Consider the following 24,864-nt stretch of genomic DNA (forward strand, 5'->3'; position numbering starts at 1 on the left):
GGCGCTGGCGCGCCGCCTCGTGCCCTCGCGCTGGCGCGCGAGCAGCGCACCGCAGGGCCGCTGGCGCGGCCTAAAAGTTAGGAAGTGGTTGCGGTGCAGCGGGTTTTGCTCCGCTGGCGCGGATCAAAACCCGCCAAGTACAAAAGTTTCAAGTTCCGCAGGGGAACTATCGTCGCGCTTCGCGCTCCCCACACACAAGTTGCCGACGAGGCCTGACGGCCCCGAGTCAGAACGGCTACCTCACCGACAACAGAAACCAAGAAACTACGCCCCGACAACCATGGAATGGGCGACTAGGGAACCTCTACCAAAGGTGAACAGCTGTTTCCGATCGTGACGACCAGGCAAACTACGGAGCATGCCCGTCTACACCGACTCCTACCCGCCTCACCTATGGAAAACCCATCGATGGCGTTGCTACGTCTGCGGAGTTGATAGTCAAGACATCGAAACGCAGGACGAGGCTGAGCAGGGTCGTCTCGCTCACGACCAGGAGCACCACCCCGAGTGAGTCACGGACAACCTCTACTGACAAAGGCTCAATGCGCCCGACGGAAACCGTCTCATCCCCAGAACGGACCTACTGGAGATCGATGAGGCCCAGGGTCTGGTACCCAACCAGTAACAGCTTGACCGCACCCCCAGTCAACGCAAAGCGGTGACCGCCACGACCCCCTCCACCGCCCGCGCCAACGCTTCATCGTCAGTCACCAAGACGAGACCGTGCACCAGCGCAGTCGCGGCGATCATCAAATCATTCATCCGCTTACGAGGATGCTGCCCCGCACCCAACGCCGCCTGGCTCACCTGCCCAAACGCCAACGCCACCGCCATGTCCACCGGGATCGGACGCCACTGACTGGTCGCGAACAACCGCTGATTCTCCCGCAACACCAGATCGCCACTCCCAGACCGGCGGGCGCTCTCCACCCCGAAGGTCAACTCCACGATCGTGACGATGCTCAACTGCGTACTCACCGTCGCTGGGACCCCAGCGAAGCTCTCCCCCGGCACCGCCTCCAACACGCTGATGACGGCATTGGTATCCAGCAGGTGAGTCATCGGCCAGCCCGACGCGACCGGCGGCGCGGCTCACCGCGCGACTCCCCGGGCGACTCCCCCGACGGCTTCTTACTTCTCGACTGCTCACTCGACGACCGCTCACTCGAGGGGAAGGGATCGCGAGCGTCGGTGTCCAGCGTCTCGTCCACCTCACGGCGCAACTCCATCGCCTTCCCCGGCCCCATGAAGTGCAGCGCCCCCACCACCTCACTCAACGGCACCGCATCCCGCGGACCACCGCCACCCAGCCGGGCGCTGAACGCACCCACCGGGGCGATCTCCGCCACCGGACGACCCCGGTTGGTCACCGTGAAGGACTCCCCCGCCTCCACCTCCCGCAGCACCCGCGCGTAGTCGTTGCGCAAATCCCGGGCATTGATGCTCTGCATGGCTACAAGCGTAGCCATCCAGTACACCACGCACCAGCCCGCGAGCGCCGGCAATGCCACCCACACCGGGAATCAAGACGCACCGACGTCCGGACATCAGTGTGAGGAGTTCTGCGTCAAGCCCGAGGTGGGTTGCCTCGCTCGTCGTTGGTGCCCTGCATAGCGTTACGGGGCTCGCGCCCAGCAGTGTGTGATCGGGTTGAAGCAACGACGGGCGGGGCTGCTCAAGATGTCCGACGAGGTCCAGGATCGGCCTCAATGACGAGAGGAGCTCAGCCCAGCGGTGTGGTGATCGTTCACTCCGACCGCGGGTCCCAATTTCGAGCACGAACCTTCCGGGCCGTCCTGGCCGCCGCCGGCCTGCAGGGCTCGATGGGTCGAGTGGCCTCCACTGGGGACAACGCGGCGATGGAGTCCTGGAACGCACTGCTGCAGAAGAACGTCCTGGACCGCCGCCAATGACGCACTCGCGCCGAACTACACCAGGAGATCGTCTACCGGATCGAACACACCTACAACCGCCGCCGTCGTCAACGCGCCCTCGGCAAGCTCACCCCAGTCGAGTACGAGCTCGCCTTCACCACCCAGGACGCCGCAATCGCGGCATGATCACCCACAACCGCCGTCAACCGAACCGACAGCAGTCCCCACACCGGGGACGGCTCGAGCGCCATGGCTCCCGAGAGCCAGCCTGTCCACCCAGGGCCCCGCCGGCCCCGCGCTGACCAATGGCCAAGGCCGCTCGCGCCGCGGGCCGCATCGCGGGGTTGGCAGGCGCTGAGGGCCGCCGTCAGCGGACGGTCACGTGCGCGGCCTCCCAGTCGGCCATGATCTGCAGCCGGCGCACGTGGCGGGGGTCCTCGCTGAAGGGCTCGGACAGGAAGACGTCGACGAGGCTGGTCGCCTCGTCCAGCGTGTGCATCCGGGCACCGATTCCCATCACCTGGGCGTCGTTGTGGGCGCGAGCGAGGCGGGCCGTCTCCACGCTCCAGACCAGTGCCGCCCGGATCCCAGGAACGCGGTGGGCGGCCATCTGCTCGCCGTTGCCCGAGCCGCCGAGCACGATCCCCCGGCTCCCGGGGTCGACCAGGACGGCCTGCGCGGCGGGGATGATGTGCACCGGGTAGTCGTCCTCGGGCTGGTAGGACGGTGGACCGTGGTCGACGACCTCGTTGCCGCCTTCGCGCAGGTGGACAACGAGGTGCTCCTTCAGGTCAAAGGCCGCGTGGTCGCTGGCGATGTGGATGCGCACACGTCAGTCTCCCACCGCTTCGCGGCAGTCCACCGGCCCAGAGCTCTCACCGGCGCCCCGCGGGCAGGAACTGCACCCCGTCCCTCACGCGTAGAGCAGCGCGGCGTGCGCCAGCGCGACGTCCACCCGCTCCAGGGCCCGCGAGCGGGCCTGGGGATCGCGCTGAGGGGGGTGAGGGTTCGGCACGGCGAGGGCGGACAGCGCCAGGCAGGGCGTGGTGGGCGTGGTGGGCGTGGTGGGCGTGGTGGGCGTGGAGGCGAGCCCGTGCACGCTCAGCGCCGTGCTCCCGAAGGCGACGAGCAGCCGCAGTGCGGCAGGCCAGGCGCTCCAGCACCTCGCGCAGGCAGGTGGCGGCCTCGGTCAGCTCAGCGGCCCGCGGCGCGCCCGCTGCTCCCGCTGCTCCCGCTGCTCCCGCTGCTCCCGCTGCTCCCGCTGCTCCCGGCGGACCAAGGCGTTGAGGGGCGCGACGTGCGGCTCGTTGAGCCGCTGCCGCCGCGCGGTCCAGTCCACGGCCGCTGCTGGTACCCGCGCAGCCGCTGTCGACGCCACCGGCACGACGGGCCTCAGCCGACCCGCAGGCGGGCGTGGGCCCAGGAGTTGTTGACGTACCCCTTCGGGTTCCATAGGTCGGCGGCGCGCTCGGGCTGCAGGGCGCCGGTGGAGTCCCACGCGCGCGCCACCACCTCGACCTCACCCGCGTCCAGGTCGACGGAGAGCCGCCAGTGCTGCCACGTCCACGGCCCGCCACCGGCATCGAGGTCCGCCTCGCGCCAGGTGGCGCCGGCGTCGACGGAGACGTCCACGCGGACCACCCGGCGGTCCTCACCGGCATAGGCATACCCGGTGACCGTCGTCGGGCCCACCTCAACCCGCGCCCCCTCGGCCGGGAAGAGGACCTCGCAGTTGAGGGCGACCGGGCCCAGCTGGGGCCCGTCAGCGTCCGTGGCGGTGGCGGGGTCGGCGCCCGGAGGCAGCAGCCGGTAGGCGGTGGCTTGGAAGTGGCCCGGCGACGGTTCCACCGCGGCGGTGACGCGCGTGAGCCACTTGACGCTGCGGGCACCGATCCACCCGGGCACGACCACGCGCAGAGGCGCCCCGTGCAGCGGGGTGAGCGGCTCGCCGTTCATCCCCCAGGCCAGCAGCACCTCAGTGCTGGTGGCCTTGGCGACCGGGACCGAGACCGAGTAGGGCTGCGGGGGGGAGGGGATGTCGGAGACGTCGGGGGCCTCGAAGCACACGTGCGCGGCGTCGTCGGACAGCCCGGCAGCGGCCAGGACGTCGGCCAGGCGCACCCCCGTCCACGTGGCCGTGGAGGTGGCACCGCCGCGCCAGGGCGCCTCCCCGGGGATGTCGCGCTCGGCGATCAGGCCGGAACGGCGGTTGCCGGCGCACTGCAGCGTCGCGGGCAGGGTGTGCTCGGCGAACCGCTCGCGCAGGTCGCCCAGGGACAGCTCCAGCGACCGCTGCACCAGTCCGTCGACGACCAGCCGCCACGTCCGGGGGTCCAGGTCGGGGACGGGGCCGTGGTTGCGGCTGTAGAAGGTCGCGACGTCGGTGAGCGGCGCGCCGGCCAGGGCGCCCAGCGGCGGCTCGGCGTTGTAGGGCTCCTGCTGGTGCACGAGCATGTCCGCCCGCTTGTCCTGCGTCGTCATCGGCGAGGTCCTCCTGGTGGTGCGGGCTCGGGCGGGGTCTCCCCTCGACACGAGGGTGTCACCGCGGGCGCCCGGCGGCGCGCGGGAGCGCTGCGAGGTCCCGGCGGCGCACGGGAGCGCTGCGAGGTCCCGGCGGCGCACGGGAGCGCTGCGAGGTCCCGGCGGCGCACGGGAGCGCTGCGGGGTCCCGGCGGCGCGCGGGAGCGCTGCGGGGTCGCGGCGGCTGACGGGCGGCGGGGCGTTCCACAGGGCGATCGTCGCCAGGTCGTGCTCGTTGCTGAGGACGCAGAGGTGACCGACCTGCACGGGGAAGGCCGACCCCTGCTGCAGCGGCAGGGCGAGCCAGTACGCGGCCAGCACCCGCAGCACGTGCGCGTGGGCGACGACGAGGACGGGCCCGCGCCCCAGTGCCTCGCGGACCCGGTCGCGGACCCGGTCCAGGAAGCGGTCGACCCGCACCCCGACGCCGGCGGCGTCCCCCGGCGTCACCCCGGCAGGCACGCCGTGGCGCCACAGGACCCACGGGGGTCAGCCGGTGGCAGCGCGCTCGGCCTGGATGTCGACCGTGCGCCGGCCCTCGTAGGCCCCGTAGTCCCCGTAGTCCCCGTAGTCCCACTCGACCAGGTCATCGCTGACCTGGCATCACGGACGCCGGCGAGCTGCGCGGTGCGTCGAGCTCGCAGGCGCGGGCTCGACCAGGCGGCCGCGAAATCCCATCGGGCCAGCACGGGCGCCAGCGACCGCGCCTGGGCCTCCCCCTGCGGAGTGAGGGGGATGTCGGTGGTGCCGGTGTACTGGCCGCTCAAGTTCCACGCGGTCTGCCCGTGGCGCAGGAGCACTAGGTCGTGACCAACGGCGGCCGTCAGCGCGCTCACGGCAGTGGAGCCGGGTCGGGCGGAAGCTGTCAAGCCCGGTGAGACACGGACTATCTACGCACTTTGAATCTAGGCCTCTCGGCTGGGTTGGTTGATCCAGGCCGATGTCGGCAACGCCGGCGGGTGGGGCCGGCGGGATCCAAACCGTTCGGGGTGGGCGGCGTAGGCGCCGTCCAGGGTGACCTGGCGGGCCGCTCGGACCTGACCTGCGGTGCCGTGATGCACCGAGGCCGGGGTGTGCAGCCCGATCCCGCAGTGGCGGTGGACGTAGTTGTAGTGGTTGAAGAACACCGCGCAGAACTTCCGCGCGTCGTGCAGAGTGGCGAAGCGGGCTGGGAAGGCCGGGGCGTACTTCAACGCTTTGAACTGCGCCTCGCTGTACGGATTGTCGTCCGACACCCGCGGACGGGAGTGGGAACGGGTGACGAGGTCAACCAGCAGTTGAGCCACCGGTTTCGACGTCATCGAGGTGCCCCGGTCGGCGTGGACGACGTCTGTCTAGCAATGGATCGTAAGCCTCTGAAGTCCATGACCAGCACATAGAAGAAACACTACGTGGGCGGGGAACAAGGCCGGTTTCTGCCTCGACCAATCAGTGGCCGAGGGGGCCGCCAAGGGTCGCGGTAGTCACGGGTGAAGTCGGTCGTCTTCTACGTCCACCAAAGGAGCTCAGTCTTGAGAGGGTCGTCTTAGGTCTGACCATCGCTGCGGGGTACGCCCGTCCTTGACGGGTGTGTAGATCACGATGTGGAGGTCCGGCTGGTCACTTGGCGTCAACTGGTGATGCTCAAGGAGCAGGTCACCGGTGCTGGGGTGGTGGAACAACCGCTCGCGTGAGCTGAAGCCTTGGATGTCGTGGTCGCTCCACCCCGCCGCGAAGGCAGGGCTGGTGTCGCGCAGCCGCTGAATGAGCGCGGCGATACCCGGCTCACCGAGTCGGGGACCGGCCTCGGCGCGGAACTCCGCCAGGAAACGCCGGCTGTCCTGCTGCCAATTGGGTAACAGTCGGCGCACGTAGGGATCGGTGAACACCAGCCACAGGAGGTTGCGGTCCTCAGGGGTGACGGTCTCGACGCCGGGGTAGAGCGTGGCGTAGGCGTCGTTCCAGCCCACGATCTGCCAGTCGTGGGCGATGGCGAAGCTGGGCAAGCCGACCTGGGCGTCCAAGAGCCGCTGCACGTGGGCGGGGACAGTTCGCGGCGTGTGCTCTTCTTCAGGCAAGGGAGCGGCGTAGCCGGCGAGGGAGAGCACGTAGGCGTGCTCCGTACCCGACAGATGCAGGGTGCGTGCCAGGGCATCGAGAACCTGCCGCGAGGGGTGGGTGTCTCGGCCTTGCTCCAGCCAGGTGTACCAGGTCACGGAGACACCGGAGAGCGCAGCGACCTCCTCCCGGCGCAGCCCGGCGCTACGCCGGCGTGCCCCCTCGGGCAGGCCGAGGTCTGAGGCGCTGAGCTGGCCGCGGCGGCTGCGCAGGAGATCCCCCAGCTCGCGTCGACGGCTCTCGCTGCTCACCACAGCAGGATAGTGGTGTCACTACTAGTAGCAGCGGCGTCTTCCTCCTGGCTGCACGAGGCGGCACAGTGCGGCCATGCCCCCTCTGAGATCCAGGACCGTCACCCACGGACGGAACATGGCCGGTGCTCGTGCGCTGCTGCGCGCGGCCGGCGTCGCCCGTGAGGACTTCGGCAAGCCGATCATCGCGGTGGCCAACAGCTTCACCGAGTTCGTCCCCGGCCACACCCACCTGCAGCCGGTGGGGCGCATCGTCTCCGAGGCGATCCACGCCGCAGGCGGTATCGCGCGGGAGTTCAACACCATCGCCGTCGACGACGGCATCGCCATGGGCCACGACGGGATGCTGTACTCCCTGCCCTCGCGCGACCTCATCGCCGACTCGGTGGAGTACATGGTCGAGGCACACTGCGCGGATGCGCTGATCTGCATCAGCAACTGCGACAAGATCACCCCCGGGATGCTGATGGCCGCGCTGCGGTTGAACATCCCCACCGTCTTCGTCTCCGGTGGCCCCATGGAGGGCGGCACAGCCGTCCTGGTCGATGGCACCGTCCGCACCCGCCTCAACCTGGTCTCCGCGATCGCCGACGCGGTCGCCACGGACGTCTCCGACGCCGACATCGCGCGTATCGAGGAGGCGGCCTGCCCCACCTGCGGCTCCTGCTCGGGGATGTTCACCGCGAACTCGATGAACTGCCTCACCGAGGCCCTCGGCCTGGCGCTGCCCGGCAACGGGTCGGTGCTGGCCACCCACACCGCCCGCAAGGCGCTTTACCAGGACGCCGGCCGCACCGTCGTCGACATCACCCGGCGCTACTACGAGCAAGACGACGAGACCGTCCTGCCGCGCACCATCGCCTCGCGCGCCGCCTTCGACAACGCCATGTCGCTGGACATCGCCATGGGCGGGTCGACCAACACGATCCTGCACCTGCTGGCCGCGGCCCAGGAGGCGGGCCTGGACTACACGCTGCACGACATCGAGCAGCGCTCACGTCAGGTCCCCTGCCTGACCAAGGTCGCCCCCAACGGGGTCTACCTGATGGAGGACGTCCACCGCGCCGGCGGGATCCCCGCGATCCTCGGCGAGCTGGACCGCGGCGGCCTCATCGACCACCAGGTCCACACCGTGCACTCGGCCTCGGTGGCGGACTGGCTGAAGAACTGGGACGTGCGCAGCGGATCGCCCTCACCGGAGGCGGTGGAGATGTTCCACGCCGCCCCCGGCTGTGTCCGCTCGGCCACGGCGTTCTCGCAGTCGCAGCGATGGGAATCCCTCGACGTCGACGCCGCGGCTGGCTGCATCCGCGACGTCACCCACGCCCACTCCGCCGACGGCGGGCTGGCGGTGCTGCGCGGCAATCTGTCCCCAGACGGGGCCGTGGTGAAGACCGCGGGCGTGGACGAGTCCGTGTGGACCTTCTCCGGTCCGGCCGTCGTGGTGGAGTCCCAGGAGGACGCCGTCGAGGCGATCCTGTCCGGGCGCATCAGCCCCGGCGACGTCGTGGTCATCCGCTATGAGGGCCCACGAGGTGGGCCGGGTATGCAGGAGATGCTCTACCCGACCTCCTACCTCAAAGGCCGCGGCCTGGGAAAGACCTGCGCATTGATCACCGATGGGCGCTTCTCCGGAGGTACCTCGGGACTCTCGATCGGCCACGTCTCACCCGAGGCGGCTTCCGGCGGCACCATCGCCCTCGTCGAGGACGGCGACACCGTCGTCATCGACATCCCCACCCGCCGTCTGCACCTGGACGTGCCCGAAGAGACTCTCCAGCAGCGACGGGCTGCGCTGGAGGCCAGCGGCGGCTACCGCCCCCGCCACGTGCGCCCCCGGAAGGTGTCCAGTGCCCTGCGGGCCTACGCAGCCCTCGCCCTCTCAGCCGACAAGGGGGCCGTGCGCGACGTTGCCCGGCTCGACCAGCTGCGCTGATGCCCGAGCACTCCCACCTCACTCGAGCACTTCTTCCTCCTTCAGGTACTCCCACCTCGACCGAGAACTCCTACCTCGACCGAGAACTCCTACCTCGAGGATGAAGGATCGACGGGAAGCCCGTAGGCCCACTGCGGGTAGTCGGCGCTGAGCTCGCTCAGTCGGTTGTACTTGGCGAGGCGCTCCCCACGAGCGGGGGCGCCCGCCTTGATCTGCCCCGTGGCGCCGCCCACGGCGAGGTCGGCGACGAACGTGTCCAGGGTCTCTCCCGAACGGTGGGAGACCATTGTGGTGAAACCGACGTCACGGGCGGCGGCCAAGGCATCCAAGGTGCGTGAGACGGTGCCGATCTGGTTCGGCTTGATGAGGGCGGACGTCGCCAAGTTCTCACGTGCGGCGGCTCGGATGCGGCCGGGATCGGTGACCAGCAGGTCATCGCCGACGATCTGGATCCGCTCCCCCAGCCGCCGGGTCATCTCTTGCCAACCGTCGAGGTCATCCTCTGCGCAACCGTCCTCGATGCTGCGGATCGGGTAGCGATCCAGCAGTTCCTCGTAGAGGTCGATGAGCCCGCTGGCGTTCACGCGTTTGTCCGAGGTCAGGTGGTAGGAACCGTCGCGATGGAAGCTGTTGGCGGCCGGATCCAACGCGATAGCCACCTGATCACGCTCTGCGGTGTAGCCGGCGGCCTCGATCGCTTCGACCAGCAGGTCGAGGACTTCTTCGGGGCAGGTCAGACGCGGAGCGAACCCACCCTCATCACCCAGGCCGGTGTCGTGCCCAGCTTGCTGCAACAAGACCTTCAAGCGGTGATGGATCTCGGCGCCGCACTGCAACGCCGAGACGGTGTCCGGTGCACCGACCGGGGCGATCATGAACTCCTGGAAAGCGAGACCGTTGGCGGCGTGAGCGCCGCCGTTGATGACGTTGAAGTGAGGAACCGGCATACGGGGAACTTGCCCGCTCTGCCTGGCGATCCACTGCGCCACAGTGAGACCAGCGGCCGCGGCAAACGCACGAGCGGTGGCCATCGACACCGCGATGACGGTGTTGGCGCCCAGTCGCGACAGGTTCGGTGTCCCGTCGAGGGCGTGCAGCGCGTCGTCGACCTCGCGTTGATCGCTCCAGTCGCGACCAGAGCACAGCAGGTCGGCGACGGGACCTGTAGCCGCAGTCAGAGCAAGATTCACCCCTCGCCCATCGAAACCTCCGACTCGTTGCCACGGATCAGACTCCCGTCCGCTGGGTGGCGGCCCGTCTGTACCTGAGCCGTCCCGTAGTTCCACCACTTCGTGTGCACCGGTTGAGGCACCGGAGGGGGTACTGGCGATCATGCTCGACCCGTCGGGCAGATGCAGGCGGACCTCCAGGGTCGGGTAACCCCGGGAGTCCAGAATCTGACGGGCATCCAGACGGTCGAACTTCACGATGGGCTCCAGGGTCTCGGGCAAGGTCTCGGGCAAGGTGTCAGGCAAGGTCTCTGGCAAGGTGTCAGGCAAGGTCTCGGTGTCGTGCAGGTCGCGAGCAGGTGAGGACGCTCAGGTGCCCCCCTCCTCCGCCACGGCCCGGGCAGCAACTGCAGCAGCCTTCGGGTCCAGGTAGCGCCCGCTGCCCGGCACCACCCCGCGCCCGCCGACGTCATAGACCAGCGGCTGGCCCGTTGGGACATTGAGTTCGATGACCTGTTCCTCAGAAAGGTGGTCCAGACGCATGAGGAGCGCACGCAATGAGTTTCCGTGAGCCACGGTCAGCACCCGCATCCGCAGGGCGAGGGCGGGGTAGAGAGCCTCGTCGAGCCAGCAATCGATACGGGCAAGCACGTCGGTCAAGGACTCACTGATCTCCGAGGCTGCGGCGGGCGGGCCTTGACCGGGCGCACCGTCCCAGTCGACTGCAGGACCAGTGCGTTGCAGCTCGCTGGGAGTAGGTGGGCGCACCGAAAGTGACCTCCGCCAGATGTGGGCCAGGTCCGCACCGAACTCCGCTCGAACCCGACTCTTGCGCATCCCCGTGAGGACGCCGTACCCACGTTCGATCAGCTCCGCGTCAACATGGATCTCAGGTCGAGCACCGGTGGGATACAGCACGTCGAGCACGAGGTCAGCGGTGCGGGTGGCTCGCTGCAGAGGAGAAGAGAAGACGATGCCCGGCCGCCACCCACTGTGGTGCAGCAACTCCGCGGCTACAGCCGCTTGACGGACCCCATCGGGAGAAAGTGAGACATCCCAGTGCCCGGTGAAGCGACCGGCAGCGTTGGCTGAACTCTCACCGTGACGCAGCAGGACCAATCCCGCCACGCCATCCGCAGCATACTCGCGCACAACAGACCTGCCCCTCTGACTCGATCAGGGACAGGAACCATCAGCCGACTCGGCGGTTCGAGCGGTTGTACGCTCAGGCGGGATCCATCACCACGCCAGAGATTACTCTCGTTCGGGGTCGGCCACCACTCCCGCTACCAGCCCTGTTGCTGCCGCCCCCGCCTTCATGCCGGAAGGTTCCACCTCGTGTCTGCCAACACCCAGCCTGCGGGCGGCGCTCCTGCACCACGCGCTAGGCCTCGTCCCGTGCATCTGTCGGCCCCGATAATCGCCATCGTGGCCGGCGGGGCACTGCTGGGGACCGCCGCGCGCTACGGTCTCGCGCTGCACTGGCCCGTGCGCACCGCAGCCTGGCCGTGGGCGACGTTCACCGTGAACCTGATCGGCGCTTTCGCCTTGGGCTTCCTGCTGGAGGCGTTGGCGCGCCGGGGTGAGGACGCCGGCCGTCGACGGCTCGTGCGACTCGGGGTCGGTACCGGCTTCCTGGGGGCGTTCACCACCTACAGTTCGCTGGCCGTCGAGACCGACATGCTGGTGCACGCTGCCCGACCCGCCCTGGCTGTGGCCTACTCCCTCGCCAGTGTCGCCGCGGGGCTGATCGTCGCACTGGCCGGGATAGCGCTGGCCGCAGGTCACCACCGGTGGCGTTTGAGCCGCTTGCCGCAGGACCCGGACGCGGTCGACACCAGCCCCGCAGCAGGAGGGAAGCGATGACCATCTGGGTCTTCGCGGCCGCGTGCCTGGCCGGCTCGCTGGGAGCGGTGAGCCGCTTCGTCGTCGACGGGGAGATCCGCCGACGCCGGCCGTCGTCGTTCCCGTGGGCGACGCTCGTCATCAACGTCACCGGCTCGCTGCTGCTGGGGATCGTCACCGGTGTCGTCGTGGCGCACGGGGAGCCGACGGTGTGGAAGACGGTCGTCGGTACGGGATTCTGCGGTGGCTACACCACCTTCAGCACAGCCATGGTCGAGACGTTGCGGTTGGCACAGGGCAAGGCCACCATCGCGAGCATGACGTACGCCCTGGGCACCCTGGTGGCCGCGACGGCCGCAGGCGGCACGGGTCTAGGCCTCGGGTGGTGGCTGTGAGCCCGCCGAGACGCCCGGTCGTCGTCGGTTTCACCCCCACGGCTTCCCCGCGGATCCTCCTAGAAGCTGCCAGCCTGGCCCGGGCTTACGACGTGCCGTTGATCGTGGTCTTCAGCGACCCTTCCCGCTTCGTCGAAGGGCGCCGCGCGGATGGGAGTCCCATCGTCGTGCCCGTCGATTCCGACACCAGCGAGATCATCGACGACGCTCCCGCACCGCAGGTCGCCGAGGTCGGGGCACGGGTCGAAGGCATCATGACCGACAGTGGTGTCGAGGACGTGGCCATCGAAGTGCGAGGGCTCCTGGGAGAACCCGCGACGACCCTGGCTCAGCTGGCCCTCGAGGTCGATGCGCGGTTCGTCGTGGTCGGGGCTCGGGCCCACGGTTGGCGGGCTTCGCTGCACGAGCTGGTAGAGGGCTCGGTGGCAGTGCACCTGAGTTCGCGCCAGCCCGCGACGGTGGTCGTGGTCCCGGCCGCGCCCGACACGCCATGATCGCCCGACACGCCATGATCGCCCGACACGCCATGATCAAGGATCAAGGCAGCAGCGACGGGGCGGGCCGGTCCAGCGGGCCCCAGGCAGCCGGGCTAGCGCCGGACCTGGTTCAGCGGTCGAGGAGGGTCACCCCGGCGTAGGCGACAGCGGCGACGAGGATCCAGGAGGCCAGCCCGAGGAGCAGGGCGCGCCCACCCGTGCGGCGCAGCGCCGGCAGGTGGATGCCGGTGCCGAGCCCGACCAGGGCGGCGACGAGCAGGACCTGCTGGACGACCTTGACGTCGGCCAGGGCCGCCGCCGGCAGCACACCGGTGCTGCTCACGACGATGGCGGCCAGGAAGCCCGCGACGAAGAGCGGCAGGACGGGCGGCCGCCGCGCCTGGGCGCCGGGTGCGCCCTCGCGTGAGGGCTGCTCAGCAGCGGCGCGGCGCAGGCGCCGGGTCCGTACGAGCGCCACGCCGGTGACCAGGGGGGCGAGCAGGACCACGCGGCTGAGCTTGACCACCACCGCTGCGGTGAGGGCTCCGGGGACGCGGCTGGCCGTGGCGACGGTCTGTCCCACGTCGTGCACGCTGGCGCCGACCCAGCTGCCGAACGCGGTCGGGTCCAGGTGCAGCGGCCCCCGCAGCACCGGCAGGAGGAAGATCGCGAGGCTGCCGCAGAGCGTGACCAGCGCGATGGCGACACTGGTGTCCTCCTCGTCTCCGTCGGCGACGGGTTCCATCGCCGCGACCGCCGAGGCCCCGCAGATGGAGAAGCCGGTGGCGATCAGCAGCGACCGGGCCCGCCCCACGCCCAGCGCACGCCCGAGCAGCTGGGTTCCGGTGAAGGTGACCGCGACCGTGACCACGACGACGGCCAACCCGCCCAGGCCCAGGGAGGCCAGCTGCGCCAGGGACAGCTGCAGACCGAGCAGGACGACGGCGATGCGCAACAGGCGCTTGGACGCGATCCGCGTGCCCGGGCGCAGAACGGGGCGGTGCAAGCCGCAGTTGACCAGCAGCACACCGAGCACGACCCCGGCCGTGGTGGCGTTGACGGCAGGCACGAGCCAGGCGATGCCGTAGGCCGCGGCGGTGGCCGCAGCCACGACGAGCAGCCCGGGCCACGGGGACGCACGCTCGGGGCGCGGGGCGGGACCCGTCGAGGCCGATGGAGAAGACGGCGTCGCGGCGGTGCGGGGTGTGCCGGTCGAGGGGATCGAGACGTTCTCTTCGCTCACGCCACCACTGTGGGCCGGTACCGCCGCGACCGGTAGCGGTGTCCTGATGATGTAGTCATCGAAGGTCTCGATGACTGCCGTAGCGTGGGGGGGTGGACGTCGACCTGCGTCGGGTACCGGACCTGGATTCTCTGCAGCTGCTGGTGCGGGTGGCCGAGCTGGGCAGCCTCAGCCGTGCCGGGCGTGCGCACGGCATCGGTCAGCCCGCCGCCAGTGCCCGTGTGCTCGGCATGGAGCGCCGGATGGGGACCGCCCTGGTGCAGCGCTCGGCCCGCGGCTCGATCCTGACCCCGGCCGGGGCGCTGGTCGTCGGCTGGGCCCGCGATGTCCTCGCGGCCGCCGCCGGACTGGGGGCGGGCATCGCGTCCCTGAACGCCGAGAGCGCCAGCCGGCTGCGGGTCGCGGCGAGCATGACGGTCGCCGAGCACCTGCTGCCGAGCTGGTTGGTGCGCCTGGCCGCGGCCAGCCCGGGTACCGCCGTCAGCTTGCAGGCGATGAACTCCACCGAGGTCGCCGCCGCGGTCCTGGCGGGCGACGCCGACATCGGATTCGTCGAGGGCCCGGACGTCCCTGCCGGGCTGGAGACCAGGAGCATCGGCAGCGACCGCCTGGTCGTCGTCGTCGCTCCCGGCCACCCGTGGACCCGGCGCCGGCGGGGCATCGACGCCGCCGAGCTGGCCGGAACCCGTCTGGTGGCCCGCGAGGCGACGTCGGGCACCCGCGCCGCGGCCGAGGCGGCGCTGCGGGCCGCCCTGCGGAGCAAGCAGCCCGGCGGCGGGTGGCACGAGGTGGCACCGGCCCGGCCGGTGCTGGAACTCTCGACCACCACCGCGGTGCGCGCAGCCGTCGCCGAGGGCGCCGGCCCGGCGGTGCTCAGCCACCTCGCCGTCGAACAGGACGTCGCCGCGGGACGTCTGGTGCTCGTGCAGGTCGAGGGGGTGGATCTGCGGCGCACGCTGCGCGCGGTGTGGCCGAGTGGCCAGCGCCCCCGGGGCCCCGCCCAGGACCTGCTCGCCATCGTCAACACGACCCCCCGGCGGGCACGAGCTCGGTGACCGCATTCTGATCTGCGGCCACCGGGCTACCCGCCGAAGGCGCAGTCACCGCCGGTGGTGCGAGGCCCTTGATGTCCCGGGGCGCTGACCTCACCGACCTCCTGCACCGCATCCGCGGAAAGCCGATCACGAAGAGGTCGCCGACTCGCGGTCGTCGAAGACGTCACGGGCACCTGGAGAACTCACGAGATCGACTGTGCGGTGATCAGCCCGATCGGTTCATCCCACTGGCGACCGCTCACCGGGCCCTTCCCGCACCGCCGAGCTCAGCTGGCCGTGATCTTCTCCCCGGTCGGCGAGAGGACCCACCACTTGCCCATGACGCCCTGACCCATGACGTCACCAGGAGCAGTGTCCTTGGCGAAGGTGTAGACAGGCAGACCATCCACGGTCACCTGAGGCTCACCACTGACCCCGGTGATGCTCGCGAGGTCGGCGTCCACACCATCACCGGTAGGGGTCGCAGCAGTCGCGACCACCGCCGGCCACGTCGTGGCGCACTGGTCCGTGCAGGCGCTGGCGGTCGCGCCCATGGCGTCCTTGTCGAAGACGTACACCGTCTTTCCCTGGCCATCGACGAGCACCTCACCCAGAGAGGTCTGCGCGACCGCGAGGTCAGCCGTGGACGTCCCTGCCGGACTGCTCGAGGAGGAGGAAGCAGAGGGGGTATCAGATGAGGACGCCGCAGAAGAGGACGCCGCGGAGGAGCTGGGCGCTGCTGCGGTCGTATCGGAGGAGCCACATCCGGCGAGGGCGAGGAGGGAGGCGGCGCTGACGGCGGGGAGGATGTACCGAATCTTCATGGGTCCTGCTTCCTGGGTCGGCCGGGATCCATCCGCACCGGTGCGCGGTGGACCCAACGCTCTCTACGACGGACCGCCTCCGTGAAGGGTTCACCTGGCGACCCGCGGCGCCGGTCGCTTCGGCGGGCAGCCCGTCTTGCGGCCAGGCAGATCCGGTGCGAGTCCGCTGAACGCTTCGGGTCACCGCACCGTCGTTAGGGCAGGAGGTGTTGATGACCAGCGAGCACGCCGACCGCCTCGCGTTGTTGCACGACAACCACGCACCGGCGCTTGAGCGCTTCGCGCTGCGCTTGTGCGGGGACCCGGTGACGGCGCAGGACATCACCCAGGAGGCTCTCCTGCGTGCCTGGCGCTCTCCCGCGATCTTGGACGTGGACGACGAAGCGGCCCGGCGGTGGTTGTTCACCGTCGTCAGGCACCTCGCCATCGACGAACACCGTCGCGCCCGGTACAGGCGTGAGCTGATGACGGCGGATCCGCCGGACACCGCGGTCGACGACGCGACGGACGTGCTCCTGCAGCGCTGGCTGGTCACCGACGCGCTGTCGTCGCTGTCCTTGGAGCACCGTCGGGCAGTGGTGAGCTGCTACTACCTCCGGCGCACCGTCGTTGAGATCGCGGCCAGTGAGGGGGTTCCTGCGGGCACCATCAAGTCCCGGCTGCACTACGGCCTCAAGGCCCTCAAATTGGCCCTGCAAGAGCGAGGAGCAGTCCGGTGAGCGATGCGCCGCGGGAGATGCACGAGTGGGACGCCGCCTACGTGCTGGGAGGACTGACCAGCCGGGAGCGAGCCACCTACGAGCGCCACCTCGAGAGCTGCGCAGCCTGTACCGCATCGGTCGCCGAGCTCGCCGGCGTGCCCGGCCTCCTGGCATCGGTACCGATCGACGAAGCGGTCGAGCTCTTGGACGAGGCCCCCCACGAGACCGCGCCACGGCAGGTAGCCGTCAGGAGACCGTTGCTGGGACGGCACTGGGCCAGCATCCGACGTCCACGACGCGTGCTGGTGGCGTTGGGTACCGCCGCCGTGGTCGTCGTCGGTGCAGGCGGATACGCGATCGGCGCTGCAGGCGATCCTGCAGCCCCCGCGCCATCTGCCGCGCTGTCTGCCAGCTCGGCGAAAGCGATGACGCCCACGCAGGGGTCCGCGATCAGCGCCGAACTGGCCGTCAGCGCCAAGAGCTGGGGAACACGGTTCGACTGGACCTTTCGAGATGACAGGGGCACCGCATCGTCACGGGTGTACGACCTCGTGGCCATCGCCAACGACGGCACCCGCACCGTCGTCGCGACGTGGAGCGCCGTGGACGGCACCGCAGGCGGTCTTGTGGCCGCGTCCAGCCTGCCGACGGAGTCCCTCGTCGCGGTCGAGATCGTCGTCGCCGCGAGGTCGACCGTCGTGGCCACCGTCGATGTCTAGCCTCGATCTTTCGCGGAGCGACGGTTGAGGCCAGATCATCGGGGCAACTCAGAGATTGATATACGTCGTCGGGTTATGGACGCTGCGACCGCACGCTCATACCGCGCTGCGGTCACCCAAAGAACCGCACCCAGTCGAGGGACATCACCGCGCTATATCAGTCTGAAGCGTCACGGCTTCTCCGCCGTCTTCACATGGGGCACAACTCCTGGATGGAGTCGCTGAGGTCAGCGTAGTGGGCGGCCTCAGCCTCAGCAGGTGGACGGTAATCCAACCGGGAGTGCAGCCGGGAGTTGTTCCACCACTCCACCCAGGTAGCCGTGGCGTACTCCACATCGGAGAGAGTCTTCAACGGCCCGGCGTGAAAGGGACCGGTGCGGATGCACTCGGTCTTGTAGAGGCCGATCACCGTCTCCATCAGGGCGTTGTCGTAGGCGTCACCGACCGAACCGATCGACGCCGCGAAACCCTCGATGAACAGATGCTCGGTCAGCCTCAAACTCTTGTACTGCGACCCGGCATCCGAGTGCACGATCAACCCCGGCGCCACAGGTGTCCCCGCATGCTCCCGTCCCCAGGTCGCCATCCGCAGACAGGTCAGGACCAGCTCGGTGCGCTTGCTGGTCCTCGCGTGCCAGCCCACGATCCGCTGAGCAAACACGTCGACGATGAAAGCGACCGCAAGGGTGGGGTAGACGAACCCCGCCCACGTCCAGACATACGTGAAGTCCGCCACCCAGACAACGTTCGGCGCCGGGGCGCTGAACTTCCGGTTCAGCAGGTCCCCGGCCCGCACCCCGTCCTTGCCGGGGACGGTGGTGCGGATCTTCTTCGCCCGCCGGGCCCCGTTCATGCCTTCTGCGCGCATCAATCGGTCCACGGTGCAGTGCGCCACCGCCAGGCCCGCCCGGCGCAGATGGGCAACCATCTTCCGCCGCCCGTACAGCGACTCCGGTTGCCCAACAGTGCTGCGCAGGGCGTTGACGACATGCGCGTCGGACACGGTTCTCATCGACGGGACCGGGCCCTGCTCCCAGGCCCGGTAGGTTCTCGCGGCGACCTGGTAACCCTGCTCGGTGAGCACGGCGCAGATCGACTCGACCGCGAAACCCCTGACCCTCATCTCGTCGACGAAGGCGATGATCAACGCTGGCGCGGTGGGGGCACCTCCCGCTTGCGGGGGACGAGCTCCCACGAGAAGAAAATCGAGGCGGAACGGAGTATCTCGTTGGCCTCACGCAGGCGCTTGTTCTCCGCCTTCAGCGCCTTGATCTCCTCCACCTCGGCGCTGCTGAGACCGGGCTTGGCGCCGGCATCGACCTGAGCCTGGTCGACCCAGCGCTGCAGGCTGGCGCGGGAGACGCCGAGGCGTTCGCTGATGGCTACGCACGCTGCGCGCAGGGAGGGGTAGTCGCCTTGGTGGTCCAGGACCATCCGCACTGCTCGGTCTTTGATCTCGGCGGGGTACTGCTTGGGCATGATCGTCATCCTGACCCATCAGGAAGCGGCATCAAAGCCGTGACGCTTCAAGGTGATCCTCGCTTGCATCATGCTGCGCCTTCGATGAACCGCGCCACGACGTGAGTCGAACCACCACGAAATCGCGACGGAACTACGGCGGACTCGAGAAGGGTTACGTCCAACCGGTGCGCGTGTCAGGGATCTGCAGTCCCGGCCACCGCAAGTCGATGCTCACCAGCTTCCCCGCCGGCAGCGGCTGCAGCCGGAGAGTCCGTTCTGCGGTTCGCATCGGGTCGTCGTCGCTCATGTACGAGCCGCCTTCACCGCCGGCCAGCAGGGGCAAGTCGCCGGCCGATGGTGAGAAGTGTTCGCTACTACCGCTGGTGGGGGCTTGCCGCTGTAGTGAGGACACGTTGTCCACCGACTGCCCGTCAGAGAAGTTCAACGTCAGTCGTAGCCTCGCTGGCCCGCCTGGATCCTCGCCGAAAGCGCCAGCTTCATCGAACAGGTCAGAGGTGACGTCATGCGTCACGGGGCTGGTGTGACGAACGTTCAGCGTGAACGTGGCCTGCGCCGCTTCAACGGAGATCAGGTTCAGGTCGACGGTCGCCACCGGCGACGACCCGATGGTTAAGGACTTGAACACATGACCTCCACCCGTAGACGCACATCGAGGAGTGCTGACGAAACTATTACTTCGCCAGCGCCTCCCGAACGACACACTCATGATCGCACAAGTGTTCGAAGGTGTCAGTGGTTGTTCTCCACCTCATGCAAGCACGATCACGCCGACTCGATGTCAGCCGTCTTCTTGATCGGCAGGACACGCGCTAGTCAGAGCCCAAGGCTGGATGAGACAAGAGGAGGTGTTCGAGCTTGCCGTCAGGAGCGAACGAGCCGAGCGATGGCGGCTGAGGCTTCTTTGATCTTGGCGTCTGCCTCATCGCCGCCCTGAGCGATGGCGTCGCGCACGCAGTGGGCCAGGTGCTCCTCCAGCAGGCCGAGCGCGACCGCTTCTAGAGCCTTGGTGGCGGCTGAGACCTGGGTGAGGACATCGATGCAGTAGGAGTCCTCCTCGACCATGCGCTGCAGCCCGCGGACCTGACCTTCGATGCGGCGCAGCCGCTTCAGATGCGCGGTCTTGGTCTCGGCGTAGCCGGGGAGTGTCGTGGCGGTCATGGTCTTCTCCTCCTGCTGCATCTTGGGGTCACCATCATCACTGAGCTGCGGTAGCGCCAGCTCAGTGCTCCACCACGCGCCCGCGGACGGGAAGTGGTCATCGGTCGTGGTGCAAGCTGATGACGACGAAAGATCGGCGACGTGCAGACGGCGACGTGCGGCCGGCGACGTGCAGACGGCGACGTGCGGCCGGCGACGTGCAGACGGCGACGTGCAGACGGCGACGTGCAGACGGCGACGTGCAGACGGCGACGTGCAGACGGCGACGTGCGGCCGGCGACGTGCGGCCGGCGACGTGCGGCCGGCGACGTGCAGACGGCGACGTGCGGCCGGCGACGTGCGGCCGGCGACGTGCGGCCGGCGACGTGCAGACGGTGGGGCGCAGACGGTGGGGCGCTATACGTGCTGGGTGCGCAACCGCAGCGCGTTGGTGATGACGCTGACCGAGGACAGGGCCATCGCCGCCGCAGCGATGATCGGGGAGAGCAGGATCCCGAAGAACGGGTACAGGACGCCGGCGGCGATGGGGATGCCCGCGGCGTTGTAGATGAACGCGAAGACGAGGTTCTGGCGGATGTTGCGCATCGTCAGCTGCGAGATCCGCCGAGCTCGAACGATCGCGGTCAGGTCGCCGGTGAGCAGGGTCACCCCGGCGCTCTCCATCGCCACGTCGGTGCCGGAGCCCATGGCGATGCCCACGTCGGCGGCGGCTAGGGCGGGGGCATCGTTCACGCCGTCCCCGGCCATGGCCACGACCCGCCCTTCGGCGCGCAAGGCCTTCACGACGTCGCTCTTGTGGTCGGGTAGCACCTCGGCCTCGACGCGATCGATGCCCAGACCGGCCGCGACGGCCTGCGCGGTGACCCGGTTGTCGCCGGTGAGCATCACGATCTCCAGCCCCGCCTCGCGCAGCTGGCTCAACGCGGTCGCGGTGCTCTCCTTGACCTGGTCGGCGATGGCCAGCACGGCCACCACCTGCTCATCGAGGGCGACCAGGACCGCGATAGCGCCGGTGGAGCGCACCGCGTCCGCCTGCTCCTGCACCGCACTGGCGTCGATGCCGAGAGAGGACAGCAGTCCAGCGCTGCCGATGGCCACCCGCCGGCCCTCCACGACACCGCTAACCCCACGCCCAGCGGGGGCGGCGAAGTCCTGCACCGCCGGCAGGCGCAGACCCCGCTCTTCTGCGGCGCGTACGACGGCCTCCCCCAGGGGGTGTTCGGAGGCGCGTTCGACGGCCGCGGCCAGGCGGAGCACCTCGGCCTCGGCGTCTGCATCAGCCTGGGATCCATCAGCCGTGGTGCCGGCGCCGGCGGTGGCGGTGGCGGTGGCGGTGGAGGACACCAGGATGATCCTGTCCAGGGAGGGGCGGCCCTCGGTGAGGGTTCCGGTCTTGTCCACCACCAGGGTGTCGACCTTCTCCAGGCGCTCGAGTGCTTCGGCGTTCTTGATGAGCACTCCGGAGCGGGCGCCGCGACCGACGCCGACCATGATCGACATCGGGGTGGCCAGCCCGAGCGCGCACGGGCAGGCGATGATCAGGACCGCGACGGCCACAATGAGCGCGTGGGCCAGGCGAGGGTCGGGACCGAAGACGGCCCAGATGATGAACGCTACGACGGCGACGCTGATCACAGCGGGGACGAAGATGGCCGCGACCCGGTCAGCGGTGCGCTGGATCGGGGCCCGGGAACGCTGCGCGTCGGCGACCATCGCCACGATGCGCGAGAGCATCGTGTCCCGGCCCACCGCGTCCGCGGTGATGACCAGGGAGCCGGAGGAGCTGATGGTGCCCCCCAGCACCCGATCTCCCGTGGTCTTGGTGACCGGCAACGACTCACCCGTCACCAGGGACTCATCGACGGAGGAGCGGCCCTCGGTCACGGTGCCGTCGACGGGGACCTTCTCCCCCGGACGCACCCGCAACCGGTCGCCCAGCTGGACCTCCTCGAGGGAGACCTCACGCTCCTGGCCGTCTTCGTCGAGGCGACGTGCGGTCTTGGGGGTCAGGTCCAGCAGGGCGCGGATGGCGCCGGAGGTCTGCTCACGGGCCCGCAGTTCCAGCACCTGACCCAGCAGCACCAGCACGGTGATGACGGCTGCAGCCTCGAAGTAGACGTCGACGGTGCCGCTCTCGTCGCGGAAGGCGTCGGGGAAGATGCCCGGTGCGAAGGTGGCCACGGTGCTGAACACCCACGCCACCCCGGTGCCCATCGCGATGAGGGTGAACATGTTCAGGTTACGGGTGCGCAGCGAGGCCCAGCCGCGGACGAAGAACGGCCACCCGGCCCACAACACCACCGGGGTCGCCAACGCGAACTGGATCCACGTCGAAACCTCAGCCGGGACCGCGTCGTGCACGGCCATGAACAGGTGCCGGCCCATCTCCAGCAGCAGAACCGGCAGCGCTAGGACCAGCCCGATCCAGAAGCGGCGACGCATGTCCACCAGTTCATGGCTGGGCCCGGCGTCGGCCGTCACGACGACCGGCTCCAACCCCATCCCGCAGATCGGGCAGCTGCCCGGACCCTCCTGACGCACCTCCGGGTGCATCGGGCAGGTGTACTCCACGGCCTCACCGGGACCGGCGTGCACATCGGCGCCCGCACCATAACCGGCGTGGTCGTCGTGGTGGTGGTGGTGCTCGTGCTGGCTGTGCCCGTGCTGGCTGTGCCCGTGGGACGCACCGTGATTGTGGGACGAATCGTGATCGTGAGCGCTGCCGTGGACGGCGGTTCCTTCACCGGCGCTCGACGCGCCGGCATAGCGCTCAGGGTCGTCGAGGAAGGCGGCCCGGCAGCCATCGGAGCAGAAGTGGTGGGTTCGCCCGTCGTGCTCTGCGGCGACCGTCGTCGCGGGGTCCACCGTCATGCCGCACACCGGGTCCACTGCCGACGGTCGTGTTGCCTGCCGCAGGCCGTCGTTGCGAGTCGTCATGCCTCAACCATACCCCCGGGGGGTACATGCGTAAGAGGTGACGCCACCGGGAAAGGTCGTCACACGGATACGCAACCGCCGGGTGCAGCCGCAGTGCGAAGGCTGCTGGTGCCACTGATGGACGGTGGCCTCGCGCCGCCCACCAGTCGCACCTCGTCAGCTCCTGACCGCGTGGGTCAGCCCATGGCGGTCAGCATCTGGTTCATCTGGTCGATCTCGGCGGTCTGGCTCGTCACGATGGAGTCGGCCAGTTCCATGGCCTGGGGGTTCTGCCCCTGCTGCTGCTCGGTCTGAGCCATCGTCACCGCACCCTCGTGGTGCTCGGTCATCATCTGCAGGAACATTCGGTCGAAGTCAGCGCCGGTAGCGTTCTGCAGCTGAGTCATCTGCTCCTCGCTCATCATTCCGGGCATCGAGGAACCACCCATGCCCGAGCCGGTCATGCTCGAGCCGGTCATCGTTGAGCTGGTCATCGCGGGGTCGCTGGAGTGGTCCATGTTCCCCATCGAGGAGTCAGCCGTGACGGGCTCATCCCAGGCGGTGAGCCAGGACGTCATCTCTTCGATCTCGGGCGCCTGGGCCGACTCGATGCTCGCGGCCAGGGTTTTGACCTCCTGACTGGAGGCCTGGGTGGTGGCCATTTGGGCCATCTCCACGGCGCCCTGGTGATGCACGATCATCTGCTGGGCGAACATCACGTCCTGGTCGTTGTGTTCGGCATCAACGGATGCGCCGGCCGCGGGAGCCGAAGACGAGGACATTGTCGAGGACGACATCGAGGAGTGGTCCATCGAGCCGCTGTCGCTGCCGCCACAAGCGGTCAGGATCAAGGACAGGGCACCAGCGGCCCCGAGGGCACTGAGGCGGGTGGAAGTGCGGGTGGAAGTGCGGGTGGAAGTGCGGGTGGAAGTGCGGGTGGAAGTGCGGGTGGAAGTGCGGGTGGAAGTGCGCATGAGAGGTACAGCTCCTTGATGAGTCACGGGTGAGTAGGCACGACGAAGCCGCGCGTGGACGGCGGTGGTCCACGACGCACGGAGGGTCGGCTTAAACCCGGATCACGCAGAGGGAGATGCGTGGCCAATGCCACGGTGGCGGCCCGCGCCACGGGGTGCTGGTGGTGGCCCTCTTCAGCCACGGATCGGCCGGCCGGTAGGAGGGTCGCAACGCGCGGGCCGCGGCCTAGGCGATCAAGACCACCAGCACGGCGATGCCGGCGCTGAGGAAAAGCACGCAGTCGACCGCCGAGTGATGTTCATGATCGCTGGTCTGGGTGGCCGATGTCGGTGACGCTGCGTCTGGTGCAGGAGGCGCGAGGGTGTGCCCGTGGCCACCGGACATGCCGCTCATGGCTGAGCTGGACAGGGTGGCGGGTGACGTCACGTGGGTTTGAGCGTGTTGCTGCCCGACCACACCTGCCAGGACGTGCATCGCCGATAGTCCTACCGCCAGCGCCACGACGAGCAGGAGACGCAGCACGACGGACCGCCCGATCAGTAGGCCGGCGTTCCGTCGCATGCACTCAGGCTAACCCCTAGGGGGTATATCGCCAGTACGCGCAGCGCTGGGTGCACGACGGAACCAGGCAACCCGGTCTCGGGTGCCAGTCGGCAGTTGTTTGCCCGCGCACACCTTCATCCGGCGGTGAGGAAGCGGACGGGGTGCCCGCGAGTACGCAACGGCGGGAGGATCACCGGACGCGTTTCGTTCGGCAAGGCAAGGAATCGATGGTGATACCGGCCTGGGGACCGAGCGGTGCAGCGGATACACCGCGTGACCGTCCAGATGATCGCCGCGTGATCGCCACGTGACCTGCCTCAGGATTCGGTGCGTGGTCATTACGCGTGACGCCCAATGAACCGTGAGTCAGCGGCTACAGTGCGCCACCAGGACGGTCGACAACACGGCAGGTCCCGCTTCACGTCAGCTCCGCATGATGCGCGCTCAGGGCAAGGAAGACCTGGCGTGAGACCCAGGAACGGTGCACCACTAAAAGATCGACGGTTAGAAGGTCGACGACGACAAGGTCGACGATGACGCAGAACGAGGCACCGGTCAGCAGTCACTGGGCATCAAGCCCCCGATCGCACGGGACGTGAGTGTGTTGACCTCCTCATCTCAGCGACGCCGCCGGTCTGCGCGCCGCCTATCCCCAGCAGCAGTGCTGGCTCCCGTGGTCCTGACGTTAGGCCTGATCAACGGTATG

At 69.1% G+C, this 24,864-nt stretch carries 26 protein-coding genes, 3 pseudogenes and 1 riboswitch; of the genes and pseudogenes, 9 read left to right on the top strand and 20 right to left on the bottom strand.

Annotated features, from left to right (window positions below; genetic code table 11):
* Nucleotides 1-645 precede the first annotated feature (645 nt).
* Together OG218_RS00005 and OG218_RS00010 are read right to left on the bottom strand one after the other, a co-directional pair.
* Nucleotides 646-1,062: a PIN domain-containing protein gene (locus OG218_RS00005; protein WP_328291153.1), complete on the bottom strand. Its 417-nt coding sequence runs from the start codon at nucleotides 1,060-1,062 to the stop codon at nucleotides 646-648.
* Nucleotides 1,059-1,451, bottom strand: coding sequence for a type II toxin-antitoxin system Phd/YefM family antitoxin (locus OG218_RS00010; RefSeq protein WP_328291154.1), 393 nt, complete (start codon nucleotides 1,449-1,451; stop codon nucleotides 1,059-1,061). Before OG218_RS00010 ends, OG218_RS00005 begins: the two co-directional genes overlap by 4 nt.
* A 291-nt stretch (nucleotides 1,452-1,742) precedes the next feature.
* Here OG218_RS00010 and OG218_RS00015 point away from each other — a divergent pair.
* Nucleotides 1,743-2,060: pseudogene (locus OG218_RS00015) on the top strand (integrase core domain-containing protein); the annotation flags it as partial.
* A gap of 181 nt (nucleotides 2,061-2,241) precedes the next feature.
* Here the strand turns inward: OG218_RS00015 and OG218_RS00020 are convergent.
* The 7 genes and pseudogenes from OG218_RS00020 to OG218_RS00045 form a co-directional block, all read right to left on the bottom strand.
* The gene (locus tag OG218_RS00020; RefSeq protein WP_328291155.1) at nucleotides 2,242-2,703 is read right to left on the bottom strand and encodes a ribose-5-phosphate isomerase; all 462 of its coding nucleotides are present in this window, start codon (nucleotides 2,701-2,703) and stop codon (nucleotides 2,242-2,244) included.
* 84 nt (nucleotides 2,704-2,787) lie between these two features.
* A complete protein-coding gene (locus OG218_RS00025) occupies nucleotides 2,788-2,973 on the bottom strand; it encodes a hypothetical protein (protein ID WP_328291156.1) in 186 nt (61 codons plus the stop codon).
* A gap of 90 nt (nucleotides 2,974-3,063) precedes the next feature.
* Complete coding sequence (locus OG218_RS00030) at nucleotides 3,064-3,213, bottom strand: hypothetical protein (RefSeq protein WP_328291157.1); 150 nt, start codon at nucleotides 3,211-3,213, stop codon at nucleotides 3,064-3,066.
* A gap of 53 nt (nucleotides 3,214-3,266) precedes the next feature.
* Nucleotides 3,267-4,856: a molybdopterin-dependent oxidoreductase gene (locus OG218_RS00035; RefSeq protein WP_328291158.1), complete on the bottom strand. Its 1,590-nt coding sequence runs from the start codon at nucleotides 4,854-4,856 to the stop codon at nucleotides 3,267-3,269.
* Nucleotides 4,841-5,230, bottom strand: a complete 390-nt coding sequence (locus tag OG218_RS26445; RefSeq protein WP_380156080.1) for a histidine phosphatase family protein — start codon at nucleotides 5,228-5,230, stop codon at nucleotides 4,841-4,843. Before OG218_RS26445 ends, OG218_RS00035 begins: the two co-directional genes overlap by 16 nt.
* Before the next feature lie 69 nt (nucleotides 5,231-5,299).
* Nucleotides 5,300-5,722, bottom strand: a pseudogene (locus tag OG218_RS00040) (integrase core domain-containing protein); the annotation flags it as partial.
* A gap of 177 nt (nucleotides 5,723-5,899) precedes the next feature.
* Nucleotides 5,900-6,742, bottom strand: a complete 843-nt coding sequence (locus OG218_RS00045) for a helix-turn-helix transcriptional regulator (RefSeq protein WP_328291159.1) — start codon at nucleotides 6,740-6,742, stop codon at nucleotides 5,900-5,902.
* Between the two features lie 76 nt (nucleotides 6,743-6,818).
* Here OG218_RS00045 and ilvD point away from each other — a divergent pair, with 76 nt between their 5' ends.
* On the top strand, nucleotides 6,819-8,678 hold the full coding sequence (gene ilvD, locus OG218_RS00050) for a dihydroxy-acid dehydratase (protein WP_328291160.1): 1,860 nt from the start codon (nucleotides 6,819-6,821) through the stop codon (nucleotides 8,676-8,678).
* An 89-nt stretch (nucleotides 8,679-8,767) separates the two neighbouring features.
* On the opposite strand, the gene eno is transcribed toward ilvD, so the two are convergent.
* Nucleotides 8,768-10,141 (bottom strand): phosphopyruvate hydratase, encoded by a 1,374-nt coding sequence (gene eno, locus OG218_RS00055; RefSeq protein WP_328291161.1) that lies wholly within the window; start codon nucleotides 10,139-10,141, stop codon nucleotides 8,768-8,770.
* A 75-nt stretch (nucleotides 10,142-10,216) separates the two neighbouring features.
* Entirely contained in the window at nucleotides 10,217-10,975 is a 759-nt protein-coding gene (locus OG218_RS00060; RefSeq protein ID WP_328291162.1) for a 2,3-bisphosphoglycerate-dependent phosphoglycerate mutase, read from the bottom strand.
* A gap of 48 nt (nucleotides 10,976-11,023) precedes the next feature.
* Nucleotides 11,024-11,100, bottom strand: a riboswitch (Fluoride riboswitch).
* Between the two features lie 145 nt (nucleotides 11,101-11,245).
* On the opposite strand from OG218_RS00060, the gene OG218_RS00065 reads away from it, so the two are divergent.
* From OG218_RS00065 to OG218_RS00075, 3 genes are read left to right on the top strand one after another with little or no spacing between them, the layout of a single operon-like run.
* Nucleotides 11,246-11,713: a fluoride efflux transporter FluC gene (locus OG218_RS00065; RefSeq protein ID WP_328291163.1), complete on the top strand. Its 468-nt coding sequence runs from the start codon at nucleotides 11,246-11,248 to the stop codon at nucleotides 11,711-11,713.
* Nucleotides 11,710-12,087: a fluoride efflux transporter FluC gene (locus OG218_RS00070; RefSeq protein ID WP_328291164.1), complete on the top strand. Its 378-nt coding sequence runs from the start codon at nucleotides 11,710-11,712 to the stop codon at nucleotides 12,085-12,087. The genes OG218_RS00065 and OG218_RS00070 overlap by 4 nt, the downstream gene beginning before the upstream one ends.
* Nucleotides 12,084-12,581, top strand: coding sequence for a universal stress protein (locus tag OG218_RS00075; RefSeq protein WP_328291165.1), 498 nt, complete (start codon nucleotides 12,084-12,086; stop codon nucleotides 12,579-12,581). The genes OG218_RS00070 and OG218_RS00075 overlap by 4 nt, the downstream gene beginning before the upstream one ends.
* Nucleotides 12,582-12,693: 112 nt before the next feature.
* Here OG218_RS00075 and OG218_RS00080 read toward each other — a convergent pair whose 3' ends face one another.
* Nucleotides 12,694-13,806 carry a YeiH family protein gene (locus tag OG218_RS00080; protein WP_328291166.1) on the bottom strand — a complete coding sequence of 371 codons (1,113 nt, stop codon included), beginning with the start codon at nucleotides 13,804-13,806 and terminating at the stop codon, nucleotides 12,694-12,696.
* A 92-nt stretch (nucleotides 13,807-13,898) separates the two neighbouring features.
* Between OG218_RS00080 and OG218_RS00085 the strand changes: the two genes are divergently transcribed.
* On the top strand, nucleotides 13,899-14,861 hold the full coding sequence (locus tag OG218_RS00085) for a LysR family transcriptional regulator (protein ID WP_328291167.1): 963 nt from the start codon (nucleotides 13,899-13,901) through the stop codon (nucleotides 14,859-14,861).
* A 266-nt stretch (nucleotides 14,862-15,127) separates the two neighbouring features.
* Here the strand turns inward: OG218_RS00085 and OG218_RS00090 are convergent, their stop codons facing one another.
* Nucleotides 15,128-15,340, bottom strand: coding sequence for a hypothetical protein (locus OG218_RS00090; RefSeq protein WP_328296200.1), 213 nt, complete (start codon nucleotides 15,338-15,340; stop codon nucleotides 15,128-15,130).
* Between the two features lie 9 nt (nucleotides 15,341-15,349).
* Nucleotides 15,350-15,457 (bottom strand): annotated as a pseudogene (locus tag OG218_RS00095) (hypothetical protein); the annotation flags it as partial.
* 25 nt (nucleotides 15,458-15,482) lie between these two features.
* Between OG218_RS00095 and OG218_RS00100 the strand changes: the two are divergent.
* The 3 genes from OG218_RS00100 (at nucleotide 15,483) to OG218_RS00110 (ending at nucleotide 17,084) form a co-directional block, all read left to right on the top strand.
* A complete protein-coding gene (locus tag OG218_RS00100; RefSeq protein ID WP_328296298.1) occupies nucleotides 15,483-15,749 on the top strand; it encodes a hypothetical protein in 267 nt (88 codons plus the stop codon).
* A gap of 127 nt (nucleotides 15,750-15,876) precedes the next feature.
* A complete protein-coding gene (locus OG218_RS00105; RefSeq protein WP_328291168.1) occupies nucleotides 15,877-16,383 on the top strand; it encodes a sigma-70 family RNA polymerase sigma factor in 507 nt (168 codons plus the stop codon).
* Nucleotides 16,380-17,084, top strand: coding sequence for an anti-sigma factor family protein (locus OG218_RS00110; protein WP_328291169.1), 705 nt, complete (start codon nucleotides 16,380-16,382; stop codon nucleotides 17,082-17,084). Before OG218_RS00105 ends, OG218_RS00110 begins: the two co-directional genes overlap by 4 nt.
* A 190-nt stretch (nucleotides 17,085-17,274) precedes the next feature.
* On the opposite strand, the gene OG218_RS00115 is transcribed toward OG218_RS00110, so the two are convergent.
* The 6 genes from OG218_RS00115 to OG218_RS00140 all read right to left on the bottom strand — a co-directional run bounded on the left by OG218_RS00115 (nucleotide 17,275) and on the right by OG218_RS00140 (nucleotide 24,176).
* A protein-coding gene (locus tag OG218_RS00115; protein ID WP_328291170.1) for an IS3 family transposase occupies nucleotides 17,275-18,563 on the bottom strand; the annotation gives its coding sequence in 2 pieces (ribosomal slippage) (nucleotides 17,275-18,290 and nucleotides 18,290-18,563; 1,290 coding nt in all).
* Nucleotides 18,564-18,717: 154 nt separating this feature from the next.
* Entirely contained in the window at nucleotides 18,718-19,158 is a 441-nt protein-coding gene (locus OG218_RS00120) for a hypothetical protein (RefSeq protein ID WP_328291171.1), read from the bottom strand.
* Between the two features lie 269 nt (nucleotides 19,159-19,427).
* Nucleotides 19,428-19,724 (bottom strand): metal-sensitive transcriptional regulator, encoded by a 297-nt coding sequence (locus OG218_RS00125; RefSeq protein WP_328291172.1) that lies wholly within the window; start codon nucleotides 19,722-19,724, stop codon nucleotides 19,428-19,430.
* A gap of 396 nt (nucleotides 19,725-20,120) precedes the next feature.
* Nucleotides 20,121-22,661: a heavy metal translocating P-type ATPase gene (locus OG218_RS00130; RefSeq protein ID WP_328291173.1), complete on the bottom strand. Its 2,541-nt coding sequence runs from the start codon at nucleotides 22,659-22,661 to the stop codon at nucleotides 20,121-20,123.
* Nucleotides 22,662-22,837: 176 nt separating this feature from the next.
* On the bottom strand, nucleotides 22,838-23,491 hold the full coding sequence (locus tag OG218_RS00135) for a DUF305 domain-containing protein (protein WP_328291174.1): 654 nt from the start codon (nucleotides 23,489-23,491) through the stop codon (nucleotides 22,838-22,840).
* Nucleotides 23,492-23,840: 349 nt separating this feature from the next.
* Complete coding sequence (locus OG218_RS00140) at nucleotides 23,841-24,176, bottom strand: hypothetical protein (protein WP_328291175.1); 336 nt, start codon at nucleotides 24,174-24,176, stop codon at nucleotides 23,841-23,843.
* Nucleotides 24,177-24,864: the final 688 nt, after the last annotated feature.

It is taken from the genome of Kineococcus sp. NBC_00420, assembly GCF_036021035.1.
Classification (GTDB): Bacteria; Actinomycetota; Actinomycetes; order Actinomycetales; family Kineococcaceae; genus Kineococcus.